The sequence below is a fragment of the Actinobacillus capsulatus DSM 19761 genome (genome assembly GCF_000374285.1).
GTDB lineage: Bacteria > Pseudomonadota > Gammaproteobacteria > Enterobacterales > Pasteurellaceae > Actinobacillus > Actinobacillus capsulatus.
The window spans coordinates 1-23,252 of the sequence record NZ_KB893949.1 but is presented as its reverse complement, the minus strand read 5'-3'; the positions used below and the strand labels follow the sequence as shown (position 1 = coordinate 23,252).

21 protein-coding genes are annotated in these 23,252 nt (G+C 41.2%); 7 read left to right on the top strand and 14 right to left on the bottom strand.

Annotated elements, in window-relative coordinates; genetic code table 11:
- Positions 1–69: 69 nt before the first annotated feature.
- From rpoZ to recG, 9 genes are all read right to left on the bottom strand, one after another.
- On the bottom strand, positions 70–351 hold the full coding sequence (gene rpoZ, locus C228_RS0111935) for a DNA-directed RNA polymerase subunit omega (RefSeq protein ID WP_018652834.1): 282 nt from the start codon (positions 349–351) through the stop codon (positions 70–72).
- A gap of 141 nt (positions 352–492) precedes the next feature.
- Positions 493–1,308, bottom strand: a complete 816-nt coding sequence (gene ppsR, locus C228_RS0111930; RefSeq protein ID WP_018652833.1) for a posphoenolpyruvate synthetase regulatory kinase/phosphorylase PpsR — start codon at positions 1,306–1,308, stop codon at positions 493–495.
- Positions 1,309–1,397: 89 nt separating this feature from the next.
- A complete protein-coding gene (ppsA, locus tag C228_RS0111925) occupies positions 1,398–3,788 on the bottom strand; it encodes a phosphoenolpyruvate synthase (RefSeq protein WP_018652832.1) in 2,391 nt (796 codons plus the stop codon).
- Between the two features lie 383 nt (positions 3,789–4,171).
- Positions 4,172–5,014: a BglG family transcription antiterminator LicT gene (gene licT, locus C228_RS0111920; RefSeq protein ID WP_018652831.1), complete on the bottom strand. Its 843-nt coding sequence runs from the start codon at positions 5,012–5,014 to the stop codon at positions 4,172–4,174.
- A gap of 166 nt (positions 5,015–5,180) precedes the next feature.
- A complete protein-coding gene (locus C228_RS0111915) occupies positions 5,181–6,650 on the bottom strand; it encodes a glycoside hydrolase family 1 protein (RefSeq protein WP_018652830.1) in 1,470 nt (489 codons plus the stop codon).
- A gap of 268 nt (positions 6,651–6,918) precedes the next feature.
- The gene (locus C228_RS0111910; RefSeq protein WP_018652829.1) at positions 6,919–8,118 is read right to left on the bottom strand and encodes a prolyl oligopeptidase family serine peptidase; all 1,200 of its coding nucleotides are present in this window, start codon (positions 8,116–8,118) and stop codon (positions 6,919–6,921) included.
- 56 nt (positions 8,119–8,174) lie between these two features.
- Positions 8,175–9,017, bottom strand: a complete 843-nt coding sequence (locus C228_RS0111905) for an HAD family hydrolase (protein WP_018652828.1) — start codon at positions 9,015–9,017, stop codon at positions 8,175–8,177.
- Between the two features lie 72 nt (positions 9,018–9,089).
- Complete coding sequence (locus C228_RS0111900) at positions 9,090–10,982, bottom strand: beta-glucoside-specific PTS transporter subunit IIABC (RefSeq protein ID WP_018652827.1); 1,893 nt, start codon at positions 10,980–10,982, stop codon at positions 9,090–9,092.
- Between the two features lie 250 nt (positions 10,983–11,232).
- Positions 11,233–13,314, bottom strand: coding sequence for an ATP-dependent DNA helicase RecG (gene recG, locus C228_RS0111895; RefSeq protein ID WP_018652826.1), 2,082 nt, complete (start codon positions 13,312–13,314; stop codon positions 11,233–11,235).
- A 191-nt stretch (positions 13,315–13,505) separates the two neighbouring features.
- Here recG and proS point away from each other — a divergent pair, with 191 nt between their 5' ends.
- Positions 13,506–15,221, top strand: coding sequence for a proline--tRNA ligase (proS, locus tag C228_RS0111890; protein WP_018652825.1), 1,716 nt, complete (start codon positions 13,506–13,508; stop codon positions 15,219–15,221).
- Positions 15,222–15,334: 113 nt separating this feature from the next.
- On the opposite strand, the gene C228_RS0111885 is transcribed toward proS, so the two are convergent.
- Together C228_RS0111885 and C228_RS0111880 are read right to left on the bottom strand one after the other, a co-directional pair.
- Positions 15,335–15,523 (bottom strand): anti-sigma factor family protein, encoded by a 189-nt coding sequence (locus tag C228_RS0111885; protein ID WP_018652824.1) that lies wholly within the window; start codon positions 15,521–15,523, stop codon positions 15,335–15,337.
- Entirely contained in the window at positions 15,523–16,107 is a 585-nt protein-coding gene (locus tag C228_RS0111880) for a sigma-70 family RNA polymerase sigma factor (protein WP_018652823.1), read from the bottom strand. Before C228_RS0111880 ends, C228_RS0111885 begins: the two co-directional genes overlap by 1 nt.
- 90 nt (positions 16,108–16,197) lie before the next feature.
- Between C228_RS0111880 and msrP the strand changes: the two genes are divergently transcribed.
- Both msrP and C228_RS0111870 read left to right on the top strand, forming a co-directional pair.
- Positions 16,198–17,154 (top strand): protein-methionine-sulfoxide reductase catalytic subunit MsrP, encoded by a 957-nt coding sequence (gene msrP / locus C228_RS0111875; RefSeq protein ID WP_018652822.1) that lies wholly within the window; start codon positions 16,198–16,200, stop codon positions 17,152–17,154.
- A complete protein-coding gene (locus C228_RS0111870) occupies positions 17,155–17,751 on the top strand; it encodes a protein-methionine-sulfoxide reductase heme-binding subunit MsrQ (protein WP_018652821.1) in 597 nt (198 codons plus the stop codon).
- Between the two features lie 170 nt (positions 17,752–17,921).
- Here C228_RS0111870 and asnA read toward each other — a convergent pair whose 3' ends face one another.
- Positions 17,922–18,914, bottom strand: coding sequence for an aspartate--ammonia ligase (gene asnA, locus C228_RS0111865; protein ID WP_018652820.1), 993 nt, complete (start codon positions 18,912–18,914; stop codon positions 17,922–17,924).
- A gap of 185 nt (positions 18,915–19,099) precedes the next feature.
- Between asnA and asnC the strand changes: the two genes are divergently transcribed.
- From asnC to C228_RS0111850, 3 genes are all read left to right on the top strand, one after another.
- Positions 19,100–19,573 carry a transcriptional regulator AsnC gene (gene asnC / locus C228_RS0111860; protein ID WP_018652819.1) on the top strand — a complete coding sequence of 158 codons (474 nt, stop codon included), beginning with the start codon at positions 19,100–19,102 and terminating at the stop codon, positions 19,571–19,573.
- Positions 19,574–19,751: 178 nt separating this feature from the next.
- Positions 19,752–20,513 (top strand): uridine phosphorylase, encoded by a 762-nt coding sequence (gene udp, locus C228_RS0111855; RefSeq protein WP_018652818.1) that lies wholly within the window; start codon positions 19,752–19,754, stop codon positions 20,511–20,513.
- 106 nt (positions 20,514–20,619) lie between these two features.
- A complete protein-coding gene (locus tag C228_RS0111850; RefSeq protein WP_018652817.1) occupies positions 20,620–21,096 on the top strand; it encodes a chorismate--pyruvate lyase family protein in 477 nt (158 codons plus the stop codon).
- Positions 21,097–21,131: 35 nt separating this feature from the next.
- Here C228_RS0111850 and C228_RS15010 read toward each other — a convergent pair whose 3' ends face one another.
- On the bottom strand, positions 21,132–21,260 hold the full coding sequence (locus C228_RS15010; RefSeq protein WP_018652816.1) for a hypothetical protein: 129 nt from the start codon (positions 21,258–21,260) through the stop codon (positions 21,132–21,134).
- A complete protein-coding gene (locus C228_RS13690) occupies positions 21,261–21,875 on the bottom strand; it encodes a carbonic anhydrase (RefSeq protein ID WP_018652815.1) in 615 nt (204 codons plus the stop codon).
- Positions 21,876–22,052: 177 nt separating this feature from the next.
- On the opposite strand from C228_RS13690, the gene murI reads away from it, so the two are divergent.
- Positions 22,053–22,856 carry a glutamate racemase gene (murI, locus tag C228_RS0111840; RefSeq protein WP_026313293.1) on the top strand — a complete coding sequence of 268 codons (804 nt, stop codon included), beginning with the start codon at positions 22,053–22,055 and terminating at the stop codon, positions 22,854–22,856.
- Positions 22,857–23,252 lie beyond the last annotated feature (396 nt).

The window sequence follows — 23,252 nt, the reverse complement described above, 5'->3', positions numbered from 1 at the left end:
GATAATTGACAATAGATAGTACTACTATTTATTTTCAATTATCCATCTAAATATTGAATAAATTTGATCTTAAGCGTTAGTTTGAACATCCGCTAAGAAAGAGATCGCTTCTTGTTCAGCAACTTCTTGTTGGATCGCATCATTGTTTTCTAATTGATCCATGATCTGACTATTGATTAAACCTTTTTCGATTTCACGTAATGCGATAACCGTCGGTTTATCATTTTCTTCAGGCACAAGTGGTTCACGAACGTGAAGTTGTAATTGTCTTGCACGGCGTGCCGCGGTCAAAATTAAGTCGAAACGGTTGCCGATTCTATCTGCTGCTTCTTGTACGGTTACACGAGCCATTTTGTTACTCCAGAGTTTTTGCGAATTTCGTTTATAAAAAGACGACGGATTATACAGAAATTCGTCCCTGCTTACAATGCAAGCGACCAGATTTGCAAAAACTTTGTCAAATTTGACCGCTTGCACAAGCCGCTTATCAACTTAAAACTTCCGCTTCAATTTGCAGGCTTGCATGATGGAGACGGCGAGTTCTTCTACGGATTGGTGGGTTGTATTGGTATAGGGGATATTATAGTGACGGAACATTGCTTGGGCTTCCAATACTTCGGCGCGGCAGGTTTTGAGGTCTGCGTAGGTGGAATTCGGGCGGCGTTCTTGGCGAATATCGTGTAAACGGTCGGGTTTGATGGTTAGCCCGTATAATTTATGACGATAAGGTTTTATCATTCTTGGTAGTTCCGTGCTGTCGAGATCTTCCGGTGTGAGCGGATAATTTGCCGCACGAATGCCGTATTGTAACGCAAGATAGAGGCAAGTCGGGGTTTTGCCGCTGCGTGATACGCCAAGTAGGATCACATCCGCCTGTTGGAGATCTTTATCCGAAACGCCGTCATCGTGATTAAGGGCAAAATTGACCGCTTCCATACGTTCGTCATATTTTTCGACATTATGAACACGACTTACCACTTCATGGCTGGCGTGCATACCTAATTCCTGTTCTAAAACAGCTAAAAAGGTGTCAAAAAAGTTGAGTAAAACGCCTTTGCTGGTTTTGAGAATTTCTCTGATTTCTTCATTGACTACACTCATAAATAAGATCGGTGGATGCGGTTGTTTTTCCGCTACCGCATTAATTTCGGCGACCAATTTATGGGCTTTTTCCGGTGTGTCGATAAACGGGCAAGTGGTGCGTTTAAATTGCATTTCCGCAAACTGCTCAAGCAGGGCGTCACCTAAGTTTTCCGCAGTGATTCCGGTGCGGTCCGAAATAAAAAACGCATAGCGCATATTTGGCATAATCAGTCCTCAATGAATAGGGAACAAGCGGTCTAAAAAAGCCAATTTTTTGCAAAATTTTGGCAAAATTAGACCGCTTGTTTGGGGAATTAGTGTTTGATGTTTTCAGCTAAATATAACCAAGTTTCAATCACGGTATCCGGATTGAGTGAAAGCGTTTCGATGCCTTCTTCAACTAGCCACTGTGCGAAATCTGGGTGATCGCTCGGGCCTTGTCCGCAAATGCCGACATATTTTCCTTGCTTACGACAAGCTTGGATCGCCATACTAAGCATTGCTTTAACCGCTTCATTGCGTTCGTCAAAGGTTGCGGCAATCGGGCCACCGCTATCACGGTCAACACCTAACGTTAGCTGAGTCATATCGTTTGAGCCAATTGAGAAGCCATCGAAATAAGCTAAGAATTGTTCGGCTAAAATAGCATTGCTCGGCACTTCGCACATCATAATAAGACGTAAGCCGTTTTTGCCGCGTTCTAAACCGTTAGCTTTTAAGGTTTCAACCACTTGGCGTGCTTCTTGCAGAGTACGTACAAACGGAATCATCACTTCAACATTAATAAGTCCCATTTCATCTCGTACGCGTTTGATTGCTTGGCATTCAAGTGCGAATGCTTGGCGGAATTCCTCAGAAATATAACGTGCCGCACCACGGAAACCGATCATCGGGTTTTCTTCGTGCGGTTCGTATAAATCACCACCGATTAAACCGGCATATTCATTCGATTTAAAATCGGACATACGTACAATCGCTTTACGTGGGTAAACGGAGGCGGCAAGCATTGCTACACCTTCGGCAATTTTATCGACATAAAATGCAACCGGTGAAGCGTAGCCAGCAATACGTTCACTAATTTCTTCTTGCAGATCGCTGTCTAAGCAGTCAAATTCAATCAGAGCTTGCGGATGAATGCCGATTTGGCGGTTGATGATAAATTCCATACGAGCTAAACCGATGCCTTCACTTGGCAATTTAGCAAATGAGAAAGCCAGTTCCGGGTTGCCGACATTCATCATAATTTTTATCGGTGCTTGCGGCATATTATCGAGCGCAATGTGGTCAACTTTCACATCTAATAACCCTTGGTAAATTAAACCGGTGTCGCCTTCGGCGCAAGAAACTGTCACTTCTTGACCGCTTGTTAGCAGTTCGGTGGCATTACCGCAGCCTACTACGGCAGGAATACCCAATTCACGCGCAATAATTGCTGCGTGGCAAGTACGTCCGCCACGATTGGTGATAATTGCCGAAGCACGTTTCATGACCGGTTCCCAATCCGGATCGGTAATATCCGCCACTAACATATCGCCAGCTTGGACTTGATCCATTTCTGAAGCATCTTTCACTAAACGTACTTTGCCTTGCCCGATTTTTTGTCCGATTGCACGACCTTTAATCAGCACTTTACGATCGCCTGAAAGAGTATAGCGTTGTAAGCTATTACCTTGTGCTTTTTCTTGTGATTTCACTGTTTCCGGACGTGCTTGCAGAATATAGAGTTTGCCGTCAATACCGTCACGCCCCCATTCGATATCCATTGGGCGACCGTAATGTTGTTCGATAATCACCGCATATTGCGCCAGCTCGGTGATCTCCGCATCGCTGATGGCAAATTGGCGGCGTTCTGCAGCCGGCACATCAATCGTTTGTACCGATTTTCCCGCTTGCGCTTGTTGGCTGAAGATCATTTTAATTTGTTTAGCACCAAGCGTTTTACGCAAAATAGCCGGGCGATTTGCATTGAGTGTCGGTTTATGTACATAGAATTCATCAGGGTTTACTGCACCTTGCACTACGGTTTCACCTAAGCCGTATGAAGCGGTAATAAAGACCACATCTTCAAAGCCGCTTTCGGTATCAATTGAGAACATCACACCGGCAGCGCCGCTGTCCGAACGCACCATACGTTGCACGCCGGCGGAAAGGGCAACCACATCATGCGCAAAGCCTTTATGCACACGGTAGGAGATCGCACGGTCATTGTAGAGTGAAGCAAATACGTGTTTCATTGCTTCTTTTACATTATCTAAGCCATTGATATTCAAGAAAGTTTCTTGTTGACCGGCAAATGAAGCATCCGGTAAATCTTCCGCAGTTGCCGAAGAACGTACCGCAACTGAAATTTGCTCCGAACCGGCTTCATTTACCATGGTTTGCCACGCTTGATTGATTTCAGCATCAAGCTCAGCGGGGAACGGCGTATCTAAAATCCATTGGCGAATATTTTTACCTACTTGGGCAAGAGCAACAACGTCTTCAACATCTAATTGCGCTAATGCTGCTGAAATACGTTCATTTAAGCCATTATGGGCGAGAAATTTACGATATGCGCTTGCAGTTGTAGCAAAACCATTTGGCACACGTACACCTTTTTCAGTTAGTTGACTAATCATTTCGCCTAATGAGGCATTTTTACCACCGACAATTTCAACGTCAGTCATACGTAAATTTTCAAACCAGATAATGTTGCGATTTGGCATGCTATGTTCCCTTTAAAAAGTTATTTAGTTGTTAAAATAAAGTAAATGCAAAGTGAAGAATGGCTCCATTTTAGGGAGCATTTTTTTAAAAGTCATTAGTTTTTTGGCGTGAAAAAATAATTTATTTTTTAAATAAAATATCAATTGGAGAAGCAAAAAGGAGCTTATTGATCTATAAGGAAAAATTTAGATTGGTAAAATGATTAAGTTAATCGTTTGCAATGGCGATAAAATCTATAATTTGTAGATAAATTAATCGCCATCTTTTTTCTTGAGGATTTTCTGTGCAAAAAATATTGTTGCTAATCGAAAAGTTTTAATTTGGAGTAAAAATCCAAAATTCTGATATCGCTCAATAAATATGACTGAACTTACAGCGGATATTATTTGCTTTTGACCACTCGTTGAATATGAATGGTTAAATAGAGTTGTTCATCTTGGTTAAGCGACTTTTGATAATGCTGCTGAAGATAACGATTGATTTTTTCAACACATTGATAGGCTTTTGGATAAGCCAGTTTAGTTTGTTGATAGAGAAAATCATCATCGCTGGAAGTATGTTGACCGGAAACAAAAAAACGTTGTGCGAAATGCTGTAAGTGAGTGAGAAAGCGCTGGAAATCGTAGTTATCTTCATCGAAATGGTAATTAAATTGCAAACGTACTAAGCGCAGAATATCTTTAATGATTTGCGTAGCTTGGTAGGTGTCATGCATTGTTGAGCCGTCAGTACGAGCATTAAAAATATGGAGGGCGATAAAAGCGGCTTCGTGCTCATCCAATTCTACCTTTAAATACTCACGAATTTTGGCGATAGCAAATAGCCCAAGGGCAAATTCCGTGCGATAGAGGCGCTGGATTTCGTAAGTAAGAGCGTTAGGGATTTGCTGATGATTGTTAGCTCGTTCAATCGCATGGAAAAGGTGGTCGGTCAGACTGACGTAAATACTGTTGGAAAGAGGTGTGCCGAGTTGTTTATTCGCTTCGTTAACGATTTGATTGGTCAGTTGAAAATAAATCGGTGGAATTTGTTCAAGTAGGGCGATCAAGTGCGGTGTAAACGGACTTTTATTGAGGCTAAAGGTTTTTTCAATCAGATCGGTATCAACGCAATCTCCCAACTTTTTAGCAAAAGCGACCCCTTTTCCAAGCACCACCAATTCGGTTTGCAGTTCATTCTCAGCAAGTACAGCGTTATTGTTAAACACTTTTGTGATTTTGAGCATAGTCCGCCTCCAAATAGTTTTATTCTTTTATCCGAAAATTAGTCATTAGTGCAGTAAAGATTGGATATCGTTTATACAGAAAAGCGGTCTGATTCTCGCATTTTTTTGCAAAAATAACGAGAAAAACGACCGCTTATCTGAACAGAATTTAATGAAAAATTTTCATTTAGGCTAAATCAGCTCCGTTACTTGCAATAACTTTTTTGTACCAATGGAACGAATCTTTACGGCTGCGTTTGCCGGTGCCGTTGCCTAGGTCGTCCAAATCAACATGAATAAAGCCGTAGCGTTTTGACATTTCGGAAGTTGACATACTCACTAAATCAATCGGCCCCCATTCTAAATAGCCGATCAACTCCACACCGTCTGAGATTGCTTCTTGCATTTGTTGGATATGCGCACGTAAATAATCAATACGATAATGATCATGAATACTGCCGTCCGCTTCCACTTGGTCATACGCACCTAGCCCGTTTTCGACAATGAAAAGCGGTTTTTGGTAGCGATCGTACATATCGTTTAAGGTAATACGTAACCCTTCCGGATCGATTTGCCAGCCCCAATCTGAGGCTTTAAGATACGGATTTTTCACGCCTTCAATTAGGTTACCGCCGACTTTCTCTCCTTCATTATGTGTGGTGACGCAAACCGACATATAGTAACTGAAGGAAATAAAATCGACCGGATATTGTTTAAGAATTGCATCGTCCCCGAATTCTTTTTGAATGTTAACGTTATTTTCTTGCCAGTGGCGCAACATATAACGCGGATATTCACCACGCGCATGAACATCGGTGAAGAATAAGTTTTGCTGATTGCCCCATTGTGCCAGACGTTGGTCTTTTGGATCGGCAGTTAAAGCATAGTGATGCAAGCGAGCCAACATACAGCCCATTTTGCCGTCTGGAATGATTTCGTGAAGTAATTTGGTCGCTAGTGCGCTTGCAACAAATTGGTGATGTAATGCTTGGTATTTTGCGTTTTCACGTTCCGCTTCCGGAATACGATCAATCACGACACCGCCACCGGTATAAGGACTATGCATAGTGATCATATTGATTTCATTAAATGTGAGCCAATATTTCACTTTGTCTTTGTAGCGTTTAAACACGGTTTCCGCATAGCGTAAAAAATGACCGATAACATCACGATGTACCCAACCGTTATATTTTTGCACCAAGCCGAGTGGGGTTTCATAGTGGCAAAGGGTTACCATCGGTTGAATGCCGTATTTGAGCATTTCATCAAACATATCATCATAGTATTTGAGGCCTGCTTCATTCGGCTGTTCATCATAACCGTTCGGGAAAATTCTTGCCCAGTGAATAGAGATACGGAAGCATTTAAAGCCCATTTCAGCAAAGAGGGCGATATCGTCTTTATATTTGTGATAGAAATCAATACCGTCTCGTTTTGGGAATCGCCCTTGGAAGTTACCGGATAAAATAGATTCGATACGCTCTGAAGTCACTTCAATCGCAGCGCTGTGCGCACCACGCTCTTCTTTTGGTACGTATGCAACCATATCCGCAGCGGATAAACCTTTACCATCCGCGTCAAAGCCGCCTTCAATTTGATTAGCAGCCGTTGCGCCACCCCATAAAAAATTCGCTGGAAACGGTTTTAAATTGCTCATTTTCTGATCCTCATTGCAATAAAACTCAATAAAAAAGCCTAAGCAAAAAAACTTTCCCACCGAAGTGCGAAAATCATTTTGCTTAGGCTTGCCGAATTAACGTAACACCCTAAGTGTTATAAGTGCAAATTTATCTGAAAAAATCATCGCTTGCAAAGAGCAGCTTTGAGAAATGTGAACATGATCACAAAAAAACAAGCGGTCGAATTTTGTCGTTTTTTTACAAGACTCGACCGCTTGGGTATGACTCCATTTAATTTGTGATTGGCTAACGTCTTTGTTTTGCCGTCCATTCAAAGAGCGACTCGCCATGTGGTGTTTTTGGAATATTACGTAAGGTGTAAATCCAAGACCAATGCCCGTTGTAAGTTGTTTTGCCGATTTTAACTTCCGGATAAACACTTAAAATCGCACCGTGATCACGTAGGATTTGGAATACGCGTTTGCTGGTTGCCGGGTAAGAAATGGTTGGATCGTTCGCTGCGTGTACCAGCCAAAGCGGCTTGCCTTGAATTCGTTGTAATTCCTGTTCAGTGGTCGGTACGCCGCCTGCAATCGGTGCTTTATCTAAAGCCGGTGCAGTGGCAACGGTTGCGGCAAAAAAGTCAGGATATTCAAGCAACATACGCAACGACATATAGCCGCCGGCAGAGGCACCAAACAGATAAACTCGGTCACTATCAATTTGGTGGTTGGCAATCACCTCATCAAGTAATGCTTTCAGTTGGCGAATATAATCTTTTTGATAATTGAGATACCAAGTGTCCGGTACTTGAGGCACGACAACATAAGCACCGCCGAAGATTTTTTGTGCTTCAGCGCCGGCAAATGCAACTCCACCACGATTCGCGAGCAGAGTGGAAATATTGTTTTGATAATCGCCAACACCGCCTTCGCCATTACCGTGTAGCCAGATGATAAGCGGTCGTTTTTGGTGAGAATTTTGCGGTTGGAACAATTGATAATGCATACCTTGCTGAGATGTGTAGGCGGTGAATTTTGCCACTTCATTATCAATTAATGCTTGTTGGCGGTAGGTCGTGTCTTTTGGCAACAATGCTAAATCTCGGGTTTGGCGTATTTGATAATCTAAGCCAAGTTGTACATTACGCCCGATATCTCCAGCAATATAAGCCAATGTATTAGCACCGACAATATCCTTACCGTGTTCGAGAGAAAGTACGATATTTCCCTGGTTGTTCAATGCTACTTTAGTAATTTTTCGCTCCGTATCAAATTCACCGGCAACTTTATTCCCCATCGCATTAATGGGTAACGAAGATTTAGCATATACTTGGAAATCTGAGGTTTTTAGTGCTTTAGCCGGAATAGCTAAATGTTTAGTTTCGAGCTCAATAGCCGTTACATTCTGACCGTAATCGAAGACTTTTGCTTGTAAGTTGAAATTGACAGTTTGTGCGCTTGCTGTACCGATAACTAATGCCAACGAAAGATATTTAAGATGCATATTTCCTCCTTGGATGTGATAATTTGCATAAAAAGTTGAAATTTGACCGCTTGCAGTTATTCGGTTATTAATCCAAAGTGGACAAAAGCCTGATATAAGCCATCTTGCTCTACATCGCCGGTAACATAATCTGCCATTGCTTTAATTTCTTTGCCGCCGTTACCCATTGCGACTCCGATTTCGCAATATTCAAGCATCGGAATGTCAATCTTGGCGTCACCGAAGGCAAGTGTGTTGTGGCGATCCGCTTTGAGATGATTCAGTAAGATTTCAATTGCGTGTGCTTTAGAGATATTCGGTACACCAAGATCACCGAATAACGGAATTTCACCGACACCGCCCCAAGAACCGACTTTCAGTTGTGGAAATGCCGCTTTAGCCGCATTAACATCCGCTAAGCTATTTAGCACAAAGCTAATTTTATTGAGGTCATTGCGATAGAGTTCAGCGCCCCAAATCATATCATCCAACATTTGTTCGATAATACGGTCGTTTTCCGTCAGATCGCTACTTTTTGTTGCCATATAGCGCCGGAAAGCAGTCGTCCCAACTTCTCGGAAGAAACGGCTGGCAAATAAGCCGTTATTACTCTCCAAATAAAATTCCAATGCGTTTGCTTGGAGCCAATCTACTGCTTGCCGAGCAATTTCAGGCTCAATACATTGGTGCATAATGACTTGGTTTTGATGTTCAACATAACTGCCGTTACCGCCAATCATACCGTCCACCCCAATATCCCAAAGTTGAGGTTGCATTTCTGCTCGGCTTCTGCCGGTACATAGATAAACCAAGTGTCCGTTTTGGCGAGCTTGATGGATTGCATGAATGGCAGACGGAGGAATCCGGTTTTGGTAATCGACTAATGTACCATCCACATCAAGGAAGATTATTTTTCGCATAGTTCATTCCTCTTATATGTTCGTTTACCTTCCCCCACCGATGTTGGTGAGGGAAAATGAATGGACAGGATCCTATGACGCTTTATGTTCCAAAACTTTAATGAGCGGTTCATTTTGATAAATATATGGCTCATTGGTTGCGATAACATCAAGATACTCATCGCTATTCGCTATGATAATCGGGGTAACAACCGAATAGCCTTTAGCTTTGATGTTCTCAATGTCGAATTTACCCAGTAATTGTCCGACTTGGATGCGATCGCCGTCTTTGACAAAGGTCTCAAAGTGTGTGCCGTTGAGTTGGACTGTATCCATACCGATATGAATTAGCACTTCTAAACCGTCATCCGAGATAATGTTATAAGCGTGTTTGGTTGGGAAGACGGAGCTGATAGTTCCGTTAACCGGCGAAATTAATTCGCCTTTGGTCGGTTCGATGGCAATTCCTTTACCGAGAGCCTCGGAAGCAAACATTGGGTCGGCAATTTCAGTTAATTTTTGGATGTTACCCTCAAGCGGGCTAACGAGATTGAAGTTGTTAAGAGGGATAGTAGACACTTCACCGTTTTTTACGACGTTTGGGGTAGTTTTAGGCTCAGCAGCAGAAGCTTGCTCAGGTAACATTTTATCGCTATAACCGAACAGATAGGTCAGGATACCGGCTGCAGCAAATGCAACCGCCATACCTAAAGAGTAAGTTACGATATTACTGCCTTCGCCGATAATGACCGGATAAAGCAATAGACCTGAGAAACCAAAGGCAAACATTTTTGTTCCTCCCCAGCCAATCACCGCCCCACCGATAGCGCCGCCGATCACACCGCAAATAAAGGGTTTTTTGAAACGTAGCGTAATACCGTAAATAAGTGGTTCGGTAATGCCTAACACACCGCTGAAAGTCGTTGAACCGGCAATCGCTTTGATATCTTTATTACGAGATTTGAGGAATACGGCAAACGTTGCACCAGCCTGTCCAAGTACGGCGGCAGCGGTTAATGGTCCGATTAAATCGAAACCAACAACGGACATATTGTTAATCATAATTGGCACGATGCTCCAGTGAATACCGAAGATCACTAACACTTGCCACAATCCGCCCACCACAATACCGGTGGCAATCGGACTGGTTTCGTATAACCAAGCTAAAGCAGCGGCAATCGTACTACCGACTTCGCCGCCGATAGGCCCGATAACTGCAAGGGTTAAAGGCACAACCACTAATAACGTACAAGCCGGAGCAAAGAAATTACGGACCGCTTCATGGAAGATATTTTCAAAAAAACGTTGAATATAAGATTGTGTCCATACTGCAAGTAGAATTGGAATAACGCTATAAGCATAGTTCATCGTTGCTAGTTCAAAGCCGAGGAACTCAAGCGGTTTTCCGCTTTGACTAATAGCGACAATACTTGGGTAGAGTAAGGCGGTGGCGACACCTACCGCAATAAAAGGACTGGTTTTGAGTTTATTGGCGGCGGTAAAGGCAAGAAAGACCGGTAAGAAGTAAAAGGTTCCACTTGCTGCCGCATCTAAAACGGTAAAGGTGCCGGAGGCAGGATCAAGCAAACCGGCAACTTGTAAAATGGCAATCAGCCCTTTTAGAATACCGGCACCCGCCATCACGCCAATCAACGGCGTGAAAGAGCCGGCGAGGAAATCAATCGCACGGTTAATTAAAGACGGTTTTGGTAAATCCGCATCATCACTGGCTTGAATATTCGCTTGTGACATAATTTCTGCATAAACTTTCGGCACATTGTTGCCGATAACGACTTGGAATTGCCCCCCGCTTTCCACCACGCTGATGATACCGGCAGTTTGGTTTAAGCGTTCTTTATCAGCTTTGTTTTTGTCTTTTAAAACAAAACGCAGCCGAGTTGCACAGTGTACTAAGGAGTGAATATTTTGTTCTCCTCCAACGAATTGCACAATTTCACTGGCGAGTTTGCTGAAATTTTTTGCCATAATGTAGCCCTCTTCAAAATAAAAATCTGCAGGCAAATAAAAAAGCCTAAGCAAAAAAACTTTCTAACCGAAATTAGAAAATCATTTTGCTTAGGCTTGCCGAATTCTCGTAACACCCTAAGTGTTGTAACAATGGCAAATTTAGCTAGAAAATAGACCGCTTGCAAAAGCCAATTCGTAGAAATGTGAATAAGATCACAAAATATTTTCAGAGCCGGATTGGCTTAGCATTACGCTATTTGCTTTTTTATTAAGCATTACTATATTCGGTACGCTCACCAAGCCAGCGACGAATCAGCGCTTCTGCAAGCGGTGGATTTTGCTGAATAATTTGCTTGGCATAGTTCTGTACCAATGGAATCATTTTGCGATCTCGCATTAAATTCGCTACTTTAAATTCCGCCATGCCAGTTTGTTTGGTGCCGAGAATTTCACCGGTGCCACGAATTTCTAAATCCTTCTCGGCGATATAGAAGCCGTCTTGACTGTCACGCAACACTTGTAGGCGTTTACTCGAAATTTTGCCGAGCGGCGGTTTATACAGCAACACGCAGTGCGAAGCGGTTGCACCACGTCCGACACGTCCACGTAACTGATGCAGCTGAGCAAGCCCTAAACGTTCGGAGTTTTCGATAATCATTAGGCTGGCGTTCGGCACATCAACGCCGACTTCAATCACGGTGGTGGCGACCAATAAATCAATGTTCGCCGCTTTAAATTCCGCCATAATCTCTTGCTTTTCTTGCGGCTTCATTCGTCCGTGTACTAAGCCAATATGTAAGTCTGGTAAGGCTCGTTGCAGATCTTCGGCAATCGCTGCCGCCGCTTGTGCTTCTAAGATTTCCGATTCATCAATTAAAGTACAAACCCAGTAGGCTTGGCGGTTTTCATTTTTGCAGGCGACATACACACGGCGGACAATTTCATCTCGTCTGTCTTCCGAAATCGCTACGGTAGTAATCGGTGTTCGTCCCGGTGGCAACTCATCAATAATAGACGTATCTAGATCGGCATAGACCGTCATTGCCAAGGTGCGAGGGATTGGTGTGGCGGTCATAATCAGCTGGTGCGGATAAATGCCGTCTTTCGCCCCTTTTTCACGTAGGGTTAAACGTTGATGTACACCGAAACGGTGTTGCTCATCAATAATCACTAACGCGAGATTATGAAACTCGACACTTTCTTGGAAGAGGGCGTGCGTGCCAATAATCATCTGCACTTCGCCGTTTTTAATCGCTTCCAGTTGTGCAGTGCGAGCTTTACCTTTTACTTTACCGGCAAGCCAACCGACTTCAATCCCGAACGGGCGTAGCCAGTTGGCAAAGTTATTGGCGTGCTGCTCGGCAAGGATTTCAGTCGGTGCCATTAATGCCACTTGTTTGCCATTATCAATCGCAAGCAGGGCAGCAAGTGCCGCGACTAAGGTTTTGCCTGAACCCACATCGCCTTGCACTAGACGCATCATCGGCGAAGATTTGGCTAAATCCTGTTCAATATCCGCTGTTACACGGCTTTGGGCATTGGTCGGTTTAAACGGCAAACTCGCCAAAAAGCGGCTTTTGAGATCGGTTTGATAGTGTAGCGGTGTCGCGGCAAGTTGATTTACCCCGACTCGTACTTGTTGCATCGCTAAGTTGTGTGCCAATAATTCTTCAAAAATCAGCCGTTTTTGTGCTGGATGATCGCCTTTTTCCAATTGTTCGGCAGAAATATCCGGTGGTGGGCGATGCAATAATTGCAACGCTTCTTTTAAGCTGTATTTATGCGGATTATATTGATCAGGCAGTAACTCTCCGACTTTGATTTTATCCAATAACGCTAACGCTTGCTCGGTGAGTTTACGTAACGAATTTTGCTTCAAGCCTTCAGTGGTGGAGTAAATCGGCGTTAAAGTTTCGGCAAGTTCAAGCGGTTGATTATTGCGAATAATTTGATATTCTGGGTGATGAATTTCCGCCATAAAACGCCCGCGTTTGATTTCGCCAAAGGCTTTGACACGTGTGCCGGCGGTCAGGCTGTTTTTCATTCCCGCATTAAAATTAAAGAATTTCAGGGTGATTTTACTGGTGCCGTCAGAAAGCACGGTGGACAAAATCGGACGGCGACCGAATTGCACTTCGGTAACTTGCACGATGCCTTCGATGGTAGAAAAACTTTCCGGACGCACATCAACAATCGGTGTAATTCGAGTACGATCTTCATAGCGATAAGGCAAATGAAATAATAGATCTTGCACGTTATTAATGCCGATTCGGCTAAGTTTTTCCACAATTGCCGCGCCCACCCCGGAAAGGGCGGTAAGTGGCACACCGTCTAATAATTGTTCGCTCATAGTAAAATTTTGATTAAATCCGACCGCTTGTTTTTGATTGGGCTAATATAACAAATACTGTTTTTATGTACAAATCAAGCGGTCTGTTTTCATTAATTTTTTGCAAATTGCAAAATTCTGTGAAAATCCGACCGCTTTTGTTTTAGAATAGCTCCCATTTTTCGAGATTTAAAATAAAAATAGGAATAACAATGCGTACAAGTCAGTATTTATTTTCAACCCTGAAAGAAACCCCGAATGATGCTCAGGTGGTAAGCCATCAATTAATGTTGCGTGCCGGTATGATTCGTCCGATGGCTTCAGGTTTATATAACTGGTTGCCAACAGGGATCAAGGTGTTGAAAAAAGTAGAAAATATTATTCGTGAAGAAATGAACAAAGGCGGTGCTATTGAGGTATTAATGCCGGTGGTTCAGCCGGCGGAATTATGGCAAGAATCAGGTCGTTGGAACGATTACGGTGCGGAATTATTGCGTTTTGTGGATCGTGGTAGCCGTGATTTCGTGTTAGGCCCGACTCACGAAGAAGTGATTACCGACTTAGTTCGCCGTGAAGTGTCTTCTTACAAACAACTTCCGTTAAATTTATACCAAATTCAAACCAAATTCCGTGATGAAGTGCGTCCTCGTTTCGGTGTGATGCGTTCACGTGAGTTCGTAATGAAAGATGCTTACTCTTTCCACACAGACAAAGAGAGCCTACAAGAAACCTATGATGTTATGTATCAAGTTTACAGCAACATCTTTACTCGTCTTGGTTTAGATTTCCGAGCGGTGCAAGCAGACACCGGCTCGATTGGCGGTTCGGCTTCGCACGAGTTCCAAGTGTTAGCTTCAAGCGGCGAAGATGATGTCGTGTTCTCAACCGAGTCAGATTTTGCGGCCAATATTGAATTGGCGGAAGCGGTAGCTGTGGGTGAACGCCAAGCACCAATGGCGGCAATGGAATTAGTGGATACGCCAAATGCAAAAACAATCAACGAGTTAGTGGAAAATCACGGTTTAGCGATTGAAAAAACGGTAAAAACCTTGATTGTAAAAGGTTCAACCGAAGAACAACCGCTTATCGCTTTAGTGATTCGTGGCGACCACGATTTAAATGAAATCAAAGCCCAAAAACATCCGCTAGTGGCAGATCCGCTTGAGTTTGCTGATGAAGCGGATATTAAAGCGAAAATCGGGGCAAGTGTCGGTTCATTAGGCGTAATTAACTTGCCAATTCCAGCGATTATCGACCGCTCAGTAGCGTTAATGTCGGATTTTGGCTGTGGTGCTAATATTGATGGTAAACATTATTTCAATGTGAACTGGGAGCGTGATGTGGCAATGCCGGAAGTGTTTGATTTGCGTAATGTGGTGGAAGGCGATCCAAGTCCGGATGGTAAAGGCACACTCCAAATCAAACGTGGTATCGAAGTAGGACATATTTTCCAATTAGGGAAAAAATATTCTGAAGCAATGAAAGCCACCGTGCAAGGCGAAGATGGTAAACCGCTTGTAATGACAATGGGTTGTTATGGTATTGGTGTAACCCGTGTGGTGGCGGCTGCTATTGAGCAACATCACGATGAGCGTGGTATTATCTGGTCAAGTGATGAAATTGCTCCATTTACAGTGGCGATTGTACCAATGAATATGCACAAATCAGAAAGCGTTCAAGCCTTTGCGGAAGAATTATATGTCACATTAAAAGCTCAAGGCGTGGATGTGATTTTTGATGATCGTAAAGAGCGCCCAGGTGTAATGTTTGCCGATATGGAGTTAATCGGTGTACCGCATATGGTCGTTATTGGTGAGAAAAATCTCGCAAACGGCGAAATTGAATACAAAAACCGCCGTACCGGCGAGAAAGCAATGATTGCCAAAGATCAGCTTTTAGCTTTCTTAAAAGAAAATGTAAAAGCATAATTTGCAAAAAATAAAGGAAAAAAGACCGCTTGTTGATCTGCACCTTTAATTAGGTGGTTGGTTTGTCTAATTTTTAGAGTATAGATCAACAAGCGGTCTTTTTTGTCACTAAATTACAATTGCTCTTTTTGTGTTTGATTACAGTATTCTTTCAACATTTCACGTAATTTGTCGTTATTTTGTTTGAAATAGCGGCATTTCGGACAAAGCCATAAATGGACTTGTAGCTGAACACTGTCTTTAACTTTGAGCTTTTGTTCACAACTTAGTGAAATTAATTCTGAGGCATGCTCACAATTCATTATTCTTTTTCTCCTTCAAACCAGTTTTTTGCTAAGCAAGTTTGTAGTTGTAGTCTCGTCCGATGCAAAATAACGTGTAAATTGGCTGTAGTAATACCGCATTCTAAACAAATTTGTTTACTGCTCATTTCTAAATGCTCACGCATCATAAAAACACGAGCTTGCTGTGCCGGTAATTTATTTAAACAAATGTCGAAGATGGCCCAAAATTCTTTCTTATAAGTGATTTGATTGACATCTTCCCATTCTTTCGGCTCGTAAGTCTCTGAAACCCAATAGCCGGTATGATCAAAAAATTGATTAGGGCTTTCTTCTTCCATCAGTTCGGAAACATTTATTGTTCGTTTCCTGTATTTAATTAAATCTACAATTTTATTTTTTAATATGGCAAAAATCCATGTTTTTAATGCAGCTTGCCCTCGAAAGGAGTGTGCGCTTTTGTAAGCGCTCATTAACGCCTCTTGTACCACATCTTCCGCTAGGTCAGGATCTTTTAATTGCAAGGTTGCGAATTTAATCATTTGTAAGCGGATTTCTTCGATTTTTTGCGGTGTAATCGAATTCAATTGCTCAATTTGTGACATCTTTGTTCCTTTTTGTAAATTAAATGAAAGATTATGTAATTATATTTATAGCATCTCAGACGAATGGATTATACATAAAAGGAGCCAATAATGAAAAAATTAACCACTTATGACGTAACACCTGAAACAATTTTTAACCAACGCCGCCAAATTATTAAGGCAATGGGGCTTGGTTTAGCAGCGACCGGTTTGCCTAAAATGAGTTTTGCTGCACAAGAGACTAAAGCATTAGCTAAATTAGATTTTAAAGCCGCACCCGCTTCAAATTTAGTTTTAACACCCGAAAGTAAAGTAATCGGTTATAACAATTTTTATGAATTTGGTACAGATAAAGCTTCACCGGCTAAGTTTGCCCAAGATTTTAAAACAGATCCGTGGCAATTGGAGATTACTGGAGAGGTTGAAAATCCTTTCGTGCTAAATCATACACAATTATTCAACACTTTTCCGCTAGAAGAGCGTATTTATCGTTTCCGTTGTGTTGAAGCTTGGGCAATGGTTGTACCGTGGATTGGGTTTGAATTGGCTCGTTTAGTTGAAATGGCGAAGCCTACTAGTAAAGCGAAGTTTGTTATATTCCATACATTGCACGATCCGGAGCAAATGCCTGGTCAGAAAAATAAATTCTTTGGTGGTGGTATTGACTATCCTTATGTTGAAGCACTTACTTTAGAAGAAGCGCTTAATCCGCTTAGCTTACTTTCTGTTGGCTTATACGGAAAAATGTTACCACCGCAAAACGGTGCGCCGATTCGTTTAGTTGTACCATGGAAATATGGCTTTAAGAGTATTAAGTCTATCGTAAAAATTACTTTATCAGAAACACGTCCGAAAACGACATGGGAAAGTCTTGCACCGAATGAATACGGTTTTTATGCCAACGTAAATCCAAATGTCGATCATCCTCGTTGGTCACAAGCGTCTGAACGTGTGATTGGTGGCGGTGGTTTGCTTGCTGTTAAACGTCAACCGACATTAATGTTTAACGGTTATGAAAAAGAAGTTGGTCATTTATATAAAGGATTAGATTTAAAGGTGAATTTTTAAATGTTGACGTTATTACGAGGAATTATCCATATTAGCTGTGCGCTACCTTTAGCATGGTTGTCTTATATTTTACTGGTTGGAGATAGTGAAGCGTTAGGTGCGGATCCGAGTAAGGATTTAATCCATTTCTTAGGTTATACCGCAATTATTATTTTTTGTGTGATGTTTTTATTGGGGATAGTGCTTCAGGTACTAAATAAAAACCAATACCAAATTTTACGCCGTCCGCTTGGTTTATGGGCATTCACATGGGCATTACTCCATGTATGCAGTTACTTAGTTTTAGAGCTTGGATTAGATTTTTCTCTGTTCGTAAGTGAATTATTTGTAAGGCCTTATTTAGTATTAGGTGGACTTGCTTTTCTGGTGTTACTCATTATGACCATAACGTCTTTACCTTTTGTAAAACAAGCATTGGGTAAAAGATGGTTTAGCTTGCATCAATTGGCTTATCCGGCAATTGTGTTCGCCGCAATACACTATTATTGGTCGGTTAAAGGTATTACGTTAGGACCGATAGTGATTGGTGTCATGGTGAGCGTAATTGTTTTATGGAAATTTTGGGGGAATAAAATTTTACAGTTATTTAAAGCATAACAATTTCATAGTGTGTATCCTTGCTAAGTTATAGCATTTTGCTGAGATTTTCTCGGCATTTTTTTATGGATAAGATTGTATTTGTAAAAAATTTTGCAAATATGACCGCTTGTGTGTATTTAAGTATAAAAAAGGGCTTCCATTAGGAAGCCCTTTGTATGCAAAGTAACTTATAGAATGTTACCGAATTTTTCTAACATTTCTTTCGGCCATACGCTCGATTGCACTTCACCGATATGTTTTTTACGGAGAAGGAACATTGCCATACGAGATTGACCGATACCACCACCGATTGAAAGCGGTAAGCGACCTGCTAATAAATCTTTGTGCCAATCCATTTCTAAACGATCTTGGTCACCGGTTAATTCAATTTGTAAACGAAGCGCTTTTTCATCAACACGGATACCCATTGACGAAAGCTCAAATGCGGAACCCAGTTGCTCATTCCACACTAAGATATCGCCGTTTAAACCTTTGTAACCTTTTTCTGATTCTGTTGTCCAGTCATCGTAGTCTGGTGCACGACCATCGTGCGCTTTACCGTCTGATAATTTACCACCGATACCGATTAAGAATACCGCACCGTGTTCTTTACAAATTGCGTTTTCACGTTCTTTGCCGGTCATGTTCGGGTAGCGTTGTACTAATTCTTCGCTGTGTACGAACGTAATTTGTTTCGGCAGGATTGATGGAATATCAAAACGTGCTTCTACAGCTAATTCGGTTAAACGAATTGCTTTATAGATTTCGTTTACGGTTTCTTTTAAGAAATCAAAATTACGGCGACCTTCAGGAATCACTTTTTCCCAGTCCCATTGGTCTACATACACAGAGTGTGTCGGGTCAAGAGAGTCTTCGTCCGGACGTAATGCTTTCATATGTACAAATAAGCCTTCACCTTCTTTAAAACCGAAACGCGCTAAAGTGTGACGTTTCCATTTTGCTAATGAATGAACTACTTCAAATTTTGCATTAGGGATACATTTTACGTTTACCTGTACTGCTTTTTCGACACCGGAAAGGTTATCTTGCATACCGTTACCCACTTCGCTCAAAATAGGACCTTGTACTTCAATGATGCCTAATTTATCAATTAAATATTGTGTAAAAGTGTTTTTAACAAAACTAATTTCTTGCTGCTGTAAAATAAATGTCTTTTTCATTGCTTATCCTTAAATAAAATCGTTTATGCGATAAACCGTATCGGTTAACGGTATGAACACAATTTAATACAATTCATAAAAAATACAACAGTTGTCAAATAAAAAACTTTATTCATTGGATTTTATCTAATTTTTCATGGTAAATTTTAAGGATTCTTTAATAAAAGTGAAAAATGGAGTGAATTTTGCACACGAATTATCATTCAAAACAGCAAATTGATCCGCTTGATCAGCAAATTTTACGTGCATTAGTTGCGGATGCCCGCACCCCTTATGCGGAAATGGCAAAGAATTTCGGGGTAAGTGCCGGTACTATTCATGTGCGTGTCGAGAAAATGCGCCAAACCGGTATTATTGAAGGCACTAAAATTCGAATTAATGAACGCAAATTGGGTTATGACGTTTGTTGCTTTATTGGGATTATTTTAAAATCGGCAAAAGATTATGAGACAGTAATTGCTAAGTTAAATGAATTTGAAGAGGTGGTGGAGGCCTACTATACCACGGGTAATTACTCGATTTTCATTAAAGTGATGACACATACGATTGAGGAATTACACCGAGTATTGGCGACAAAAATTCAGTTAATTGATGAAATTCAATCAACTGAAACGTTAATTTCAATGCAAAATCCGATTTTACGAGAAATTAAACCTTAATATTGGTAAATTATTTGGCAAAATGAACCGCTTGTGTTTATTAAACGCAAACGTTTACGGGTGATCCAGTTCACAAATTTGAAAATTTTTTAGTAAGAACAATCGTTTATATTTAGATTTCGTGCTTGAATAAGCGTAAGTTTTAAATTTCATAGAGTCCAGATAAAGGAGGGACCATATGTCCGAAGTATTCCATTTAGGTTTAACCAAAGCAATGTTAAAAGGTGCGAAAATTGCGATTGTTCCAGGTGACCCAGCGCGTAGTGAGCGTATTGCGAAACGTATGGATAATCCGGAGTTCTTAGTTTCTACCCGTGAATTTACCTCTTGGTTAGGCTATGTAGATGGAGAGCCGGTAGTTGTATGTTCAACAGGTATCGGTGGTCCGTCTGTTTCAATTTGTGTGGAAGAGTTAGCGCAACTTGGTGTTCGTACCTTCTTACGTATCGGTACAACAGGTGCAATTCAGCCACATATTAATGTTGGCGATATTCTAGTGACTACCGGTGCGGTACGTTTAGATGGTGCAAGTCGTCACTTTGCACCACTTGAATATCCAGCGGTTGCAAATTTTGAATGTGCGAATGCACTCTATGCAGCGGCAAAAGCGGAAGGGGTAACACCTTATGTAGGTATCACAGCTTCATCTGATACTTTCTATCCAGGTCAAGAGCGTTACGACACATTCAGCGGTAAAATCTATCGTCATTTCCAAGGTTCATTAAAACAATGGCAAGATTTAAATGTAATGAACTTTGAAATGGAGTCAGCAACTTTATTCACGATGTGTTCTGCGTTAGGTTTACGTGCGGGTATGGTTTCAGGTGTAATCGTAAATCGTACACAGCAAGAAATTCCAAATGAAGAAACCATCCATGCAACGGAAGCAAAAGCGGTTGCAGTAGTTGTAGAAGCAGCTCGTCAACTTGCTAAAGGCTAATAATATAGTCAGGCATTGATTCACAATAAGCGGTTAGATTGCTAAAATAATTTGCAATTTAACCGCTTTTTTATTTTATATGCTCACTCAATATCGCAAAATTTTGATGCAAAACCACTGGTGCGAAGAAGCTATAGGGCTAACTTCACGACAGTCTGCTTGGTTATTGCATCAAGGCTCGCTGACACAAAAGCTGCTACAAGTTACTCAAGACTTTAATGTACAAATTACCGAGCAAAAGTGGCTTGCAAAAAATACGGAAAAGATGACCGCTTGTAACTTAACGCAGAGTGATTCGGATTGCTGGTATAGAGAGGTGTTGCTAAAAGAAGCGAATTGTCCATGGATTTTTGCTCAAACGCTATTACCTGAAGAAACGATAGAAAATGTTGCTCAAGAGGTGCTGTTACTTGGTGAGCAGCCGATCGGTTTATGGCTGTTTGCTCAACAGCCTAAGCGTACCCTATTGGCTTGGCAGCAAGATCATGAAAGTGGAATGTATATGCGTCGAGCTTCTTATCGACTGAATGGCTATCCGTTAGAAATTAGAGAACTGTTTCTGCTGGCGTTTCCATTTCCTTAAGCATAGAGGAGTGATAATAGGCTCCTCTTTCTTTTCTATTTATTTTCTTCAATCGCAATGCGTGAATTTATTGGCTGTACCGGACGGTTATTCTCTTGTCCGATAATTTTCTGCATTGCCTCAATTTGCGTTTGACTTGCATCAAGTGGCGTTTTGAATACCACTCAATTTACTCCTTCACTGCACGGTGAGGTAGTTAATGAACCATTTAAACGGAAATATTCCTGATTTTGCGGTAGTAATTGTTGTGGGTTCAACACACTTTTTGTGGTTTCCCCTTTCGCTAAAATTTTAGTAATCAGAGGCGTTAATGCAGGATTATCTTTACCTTGCTTAAACATCACCGCCAGTACTGCTAATTCACCTTGTGCTGATTGGTGTACAAAATGCGCTTCAATCGGAAAATGTTTACGTCTGAAAGTATGCTCACTTGGTGTATGGAAATGGAATTGTTTAAGCACAAATTGTTTGCCGTCTAATTGAATTGGACTAACAGCTTGGGTTTGCGTCGCTTGCAGCGTATGTCCGTTATTTTCTATTTGATATTCACCGGAAAGAGAATGACTAAGTGTAAGGTGCTGTGTAGTAGAAGCAATTGATTGAGAGAGATCGACGGGAGATTGGTTTTTACCGATTTGACATAATTTAAAGGATTCATTGATTGCTCCCCAATGAGCAGGGCTGCTATCTCCTTCATATGACCAATGTGGGTGGGAATAACCATAAGTGAAATTGCTGAATGCAATCAACGCCGTACTAAAAAGTAGATGTTTTTTCATAACCTTGCTCCTTTTATTGTTTTACATATTTTAAGTTTAGCTAGTCGTTATTTTTTTACCAATCTTATTAAAGGAAATCTCAATAGTGGTTAAACTTGTTCTCAGTACCTTGAGAGACTTGAATCAATAAAAATAAGAGAGTAGCATTCCACTCAGTATTTTCTTTCTTTCTATAATATGAAACCAACAATCCTTTTATATGATTCGGGAATGGGCGGGCTTACCATTTATGATGCTATTCGCCAGACTTTACCGAATGCCCATTACCTTTATTGTTTCGATAATGCTTATTTCCCTTACTCCGAACGTTCTGAAAATGTATTAATTGAACAAGCGGTTAAAATTTTGCAAAAAATTGCAGAAAAATACCCGCTTGATATGGTCGTGGTTGCTTGCAATACCGCAAGTACGGTTGTATTACCCGCTTTAAGAGAAAAATTTACCTTTCCAATTGTTGGAACCGTACCGGCAATTAAACCGGCGGCGGCGGTCTCTGAGACGAAAACAATCGGACTGCTCGCCACTAAAGGTACGGTTGAGCGACCGTATGTTGCAGAACTTATCGAAAAGTATGCTAAAGATTGTGTCGTGGAAAAAATAGGAAGTACTGCATTAGTAGAACTGGTAGAAGAAAAAATCCGAACAGGGCAAGTTGATCAAGAACGATTAGGTGAAGTGATCACTGAATGGCAAACGCATCCAACACTTGATACAGTGATTTTAGGTTGTACTCATTTTCCGCTCGTAAAACAAGAACTACAGCAATTGCTCCCGAATGTGAAATACTTTATTGATCCGGGCAATGGAATTGCTAATAGGGTAAGTGTTTTACTTAGTGAGTTCTCGCCGGAAAATTCAAAACAAAACAAGGAAAATATCGCCTTTTGCACGAAAATGGATGAAGAGTTCTCTAAAAGAGAAGTAATCATGCAGCAATGGGGCTTTAAGCGGTTAGAATTACTAAATGTTTTGCAAAATTAAATCCTTTATAAATCAACATGTTATTGCTTTTTGCTGCATAAAAGTGGTGAAAAACACAACATTCGATGAAAAAAGTACTTGCAAGGATTTCATATTTCTCTATAATGCACGCCACACAACGACGCACTGTTGTGAGAAATTAGATTTAATGCAGTGCGTCGTTGTTTTTTGTTCTTTAACAATTTATCAGACAATCTGTGTGGGCACTTGTTGATTGACTTAATTAAAAAATATTTTTGATTTTGAAGTCTTAATAGGTGCTTAAACTAGAAATTCATTTTTACTTTAGAAGTAGAATGTAAACTTAGCTAAGCAGTTTATTGAGCGATTAAACTTTTTGAATTGAAGAGTTTGATCATGGCTCAGATTGAACGCTGGCGGCAGGCTTAACACATG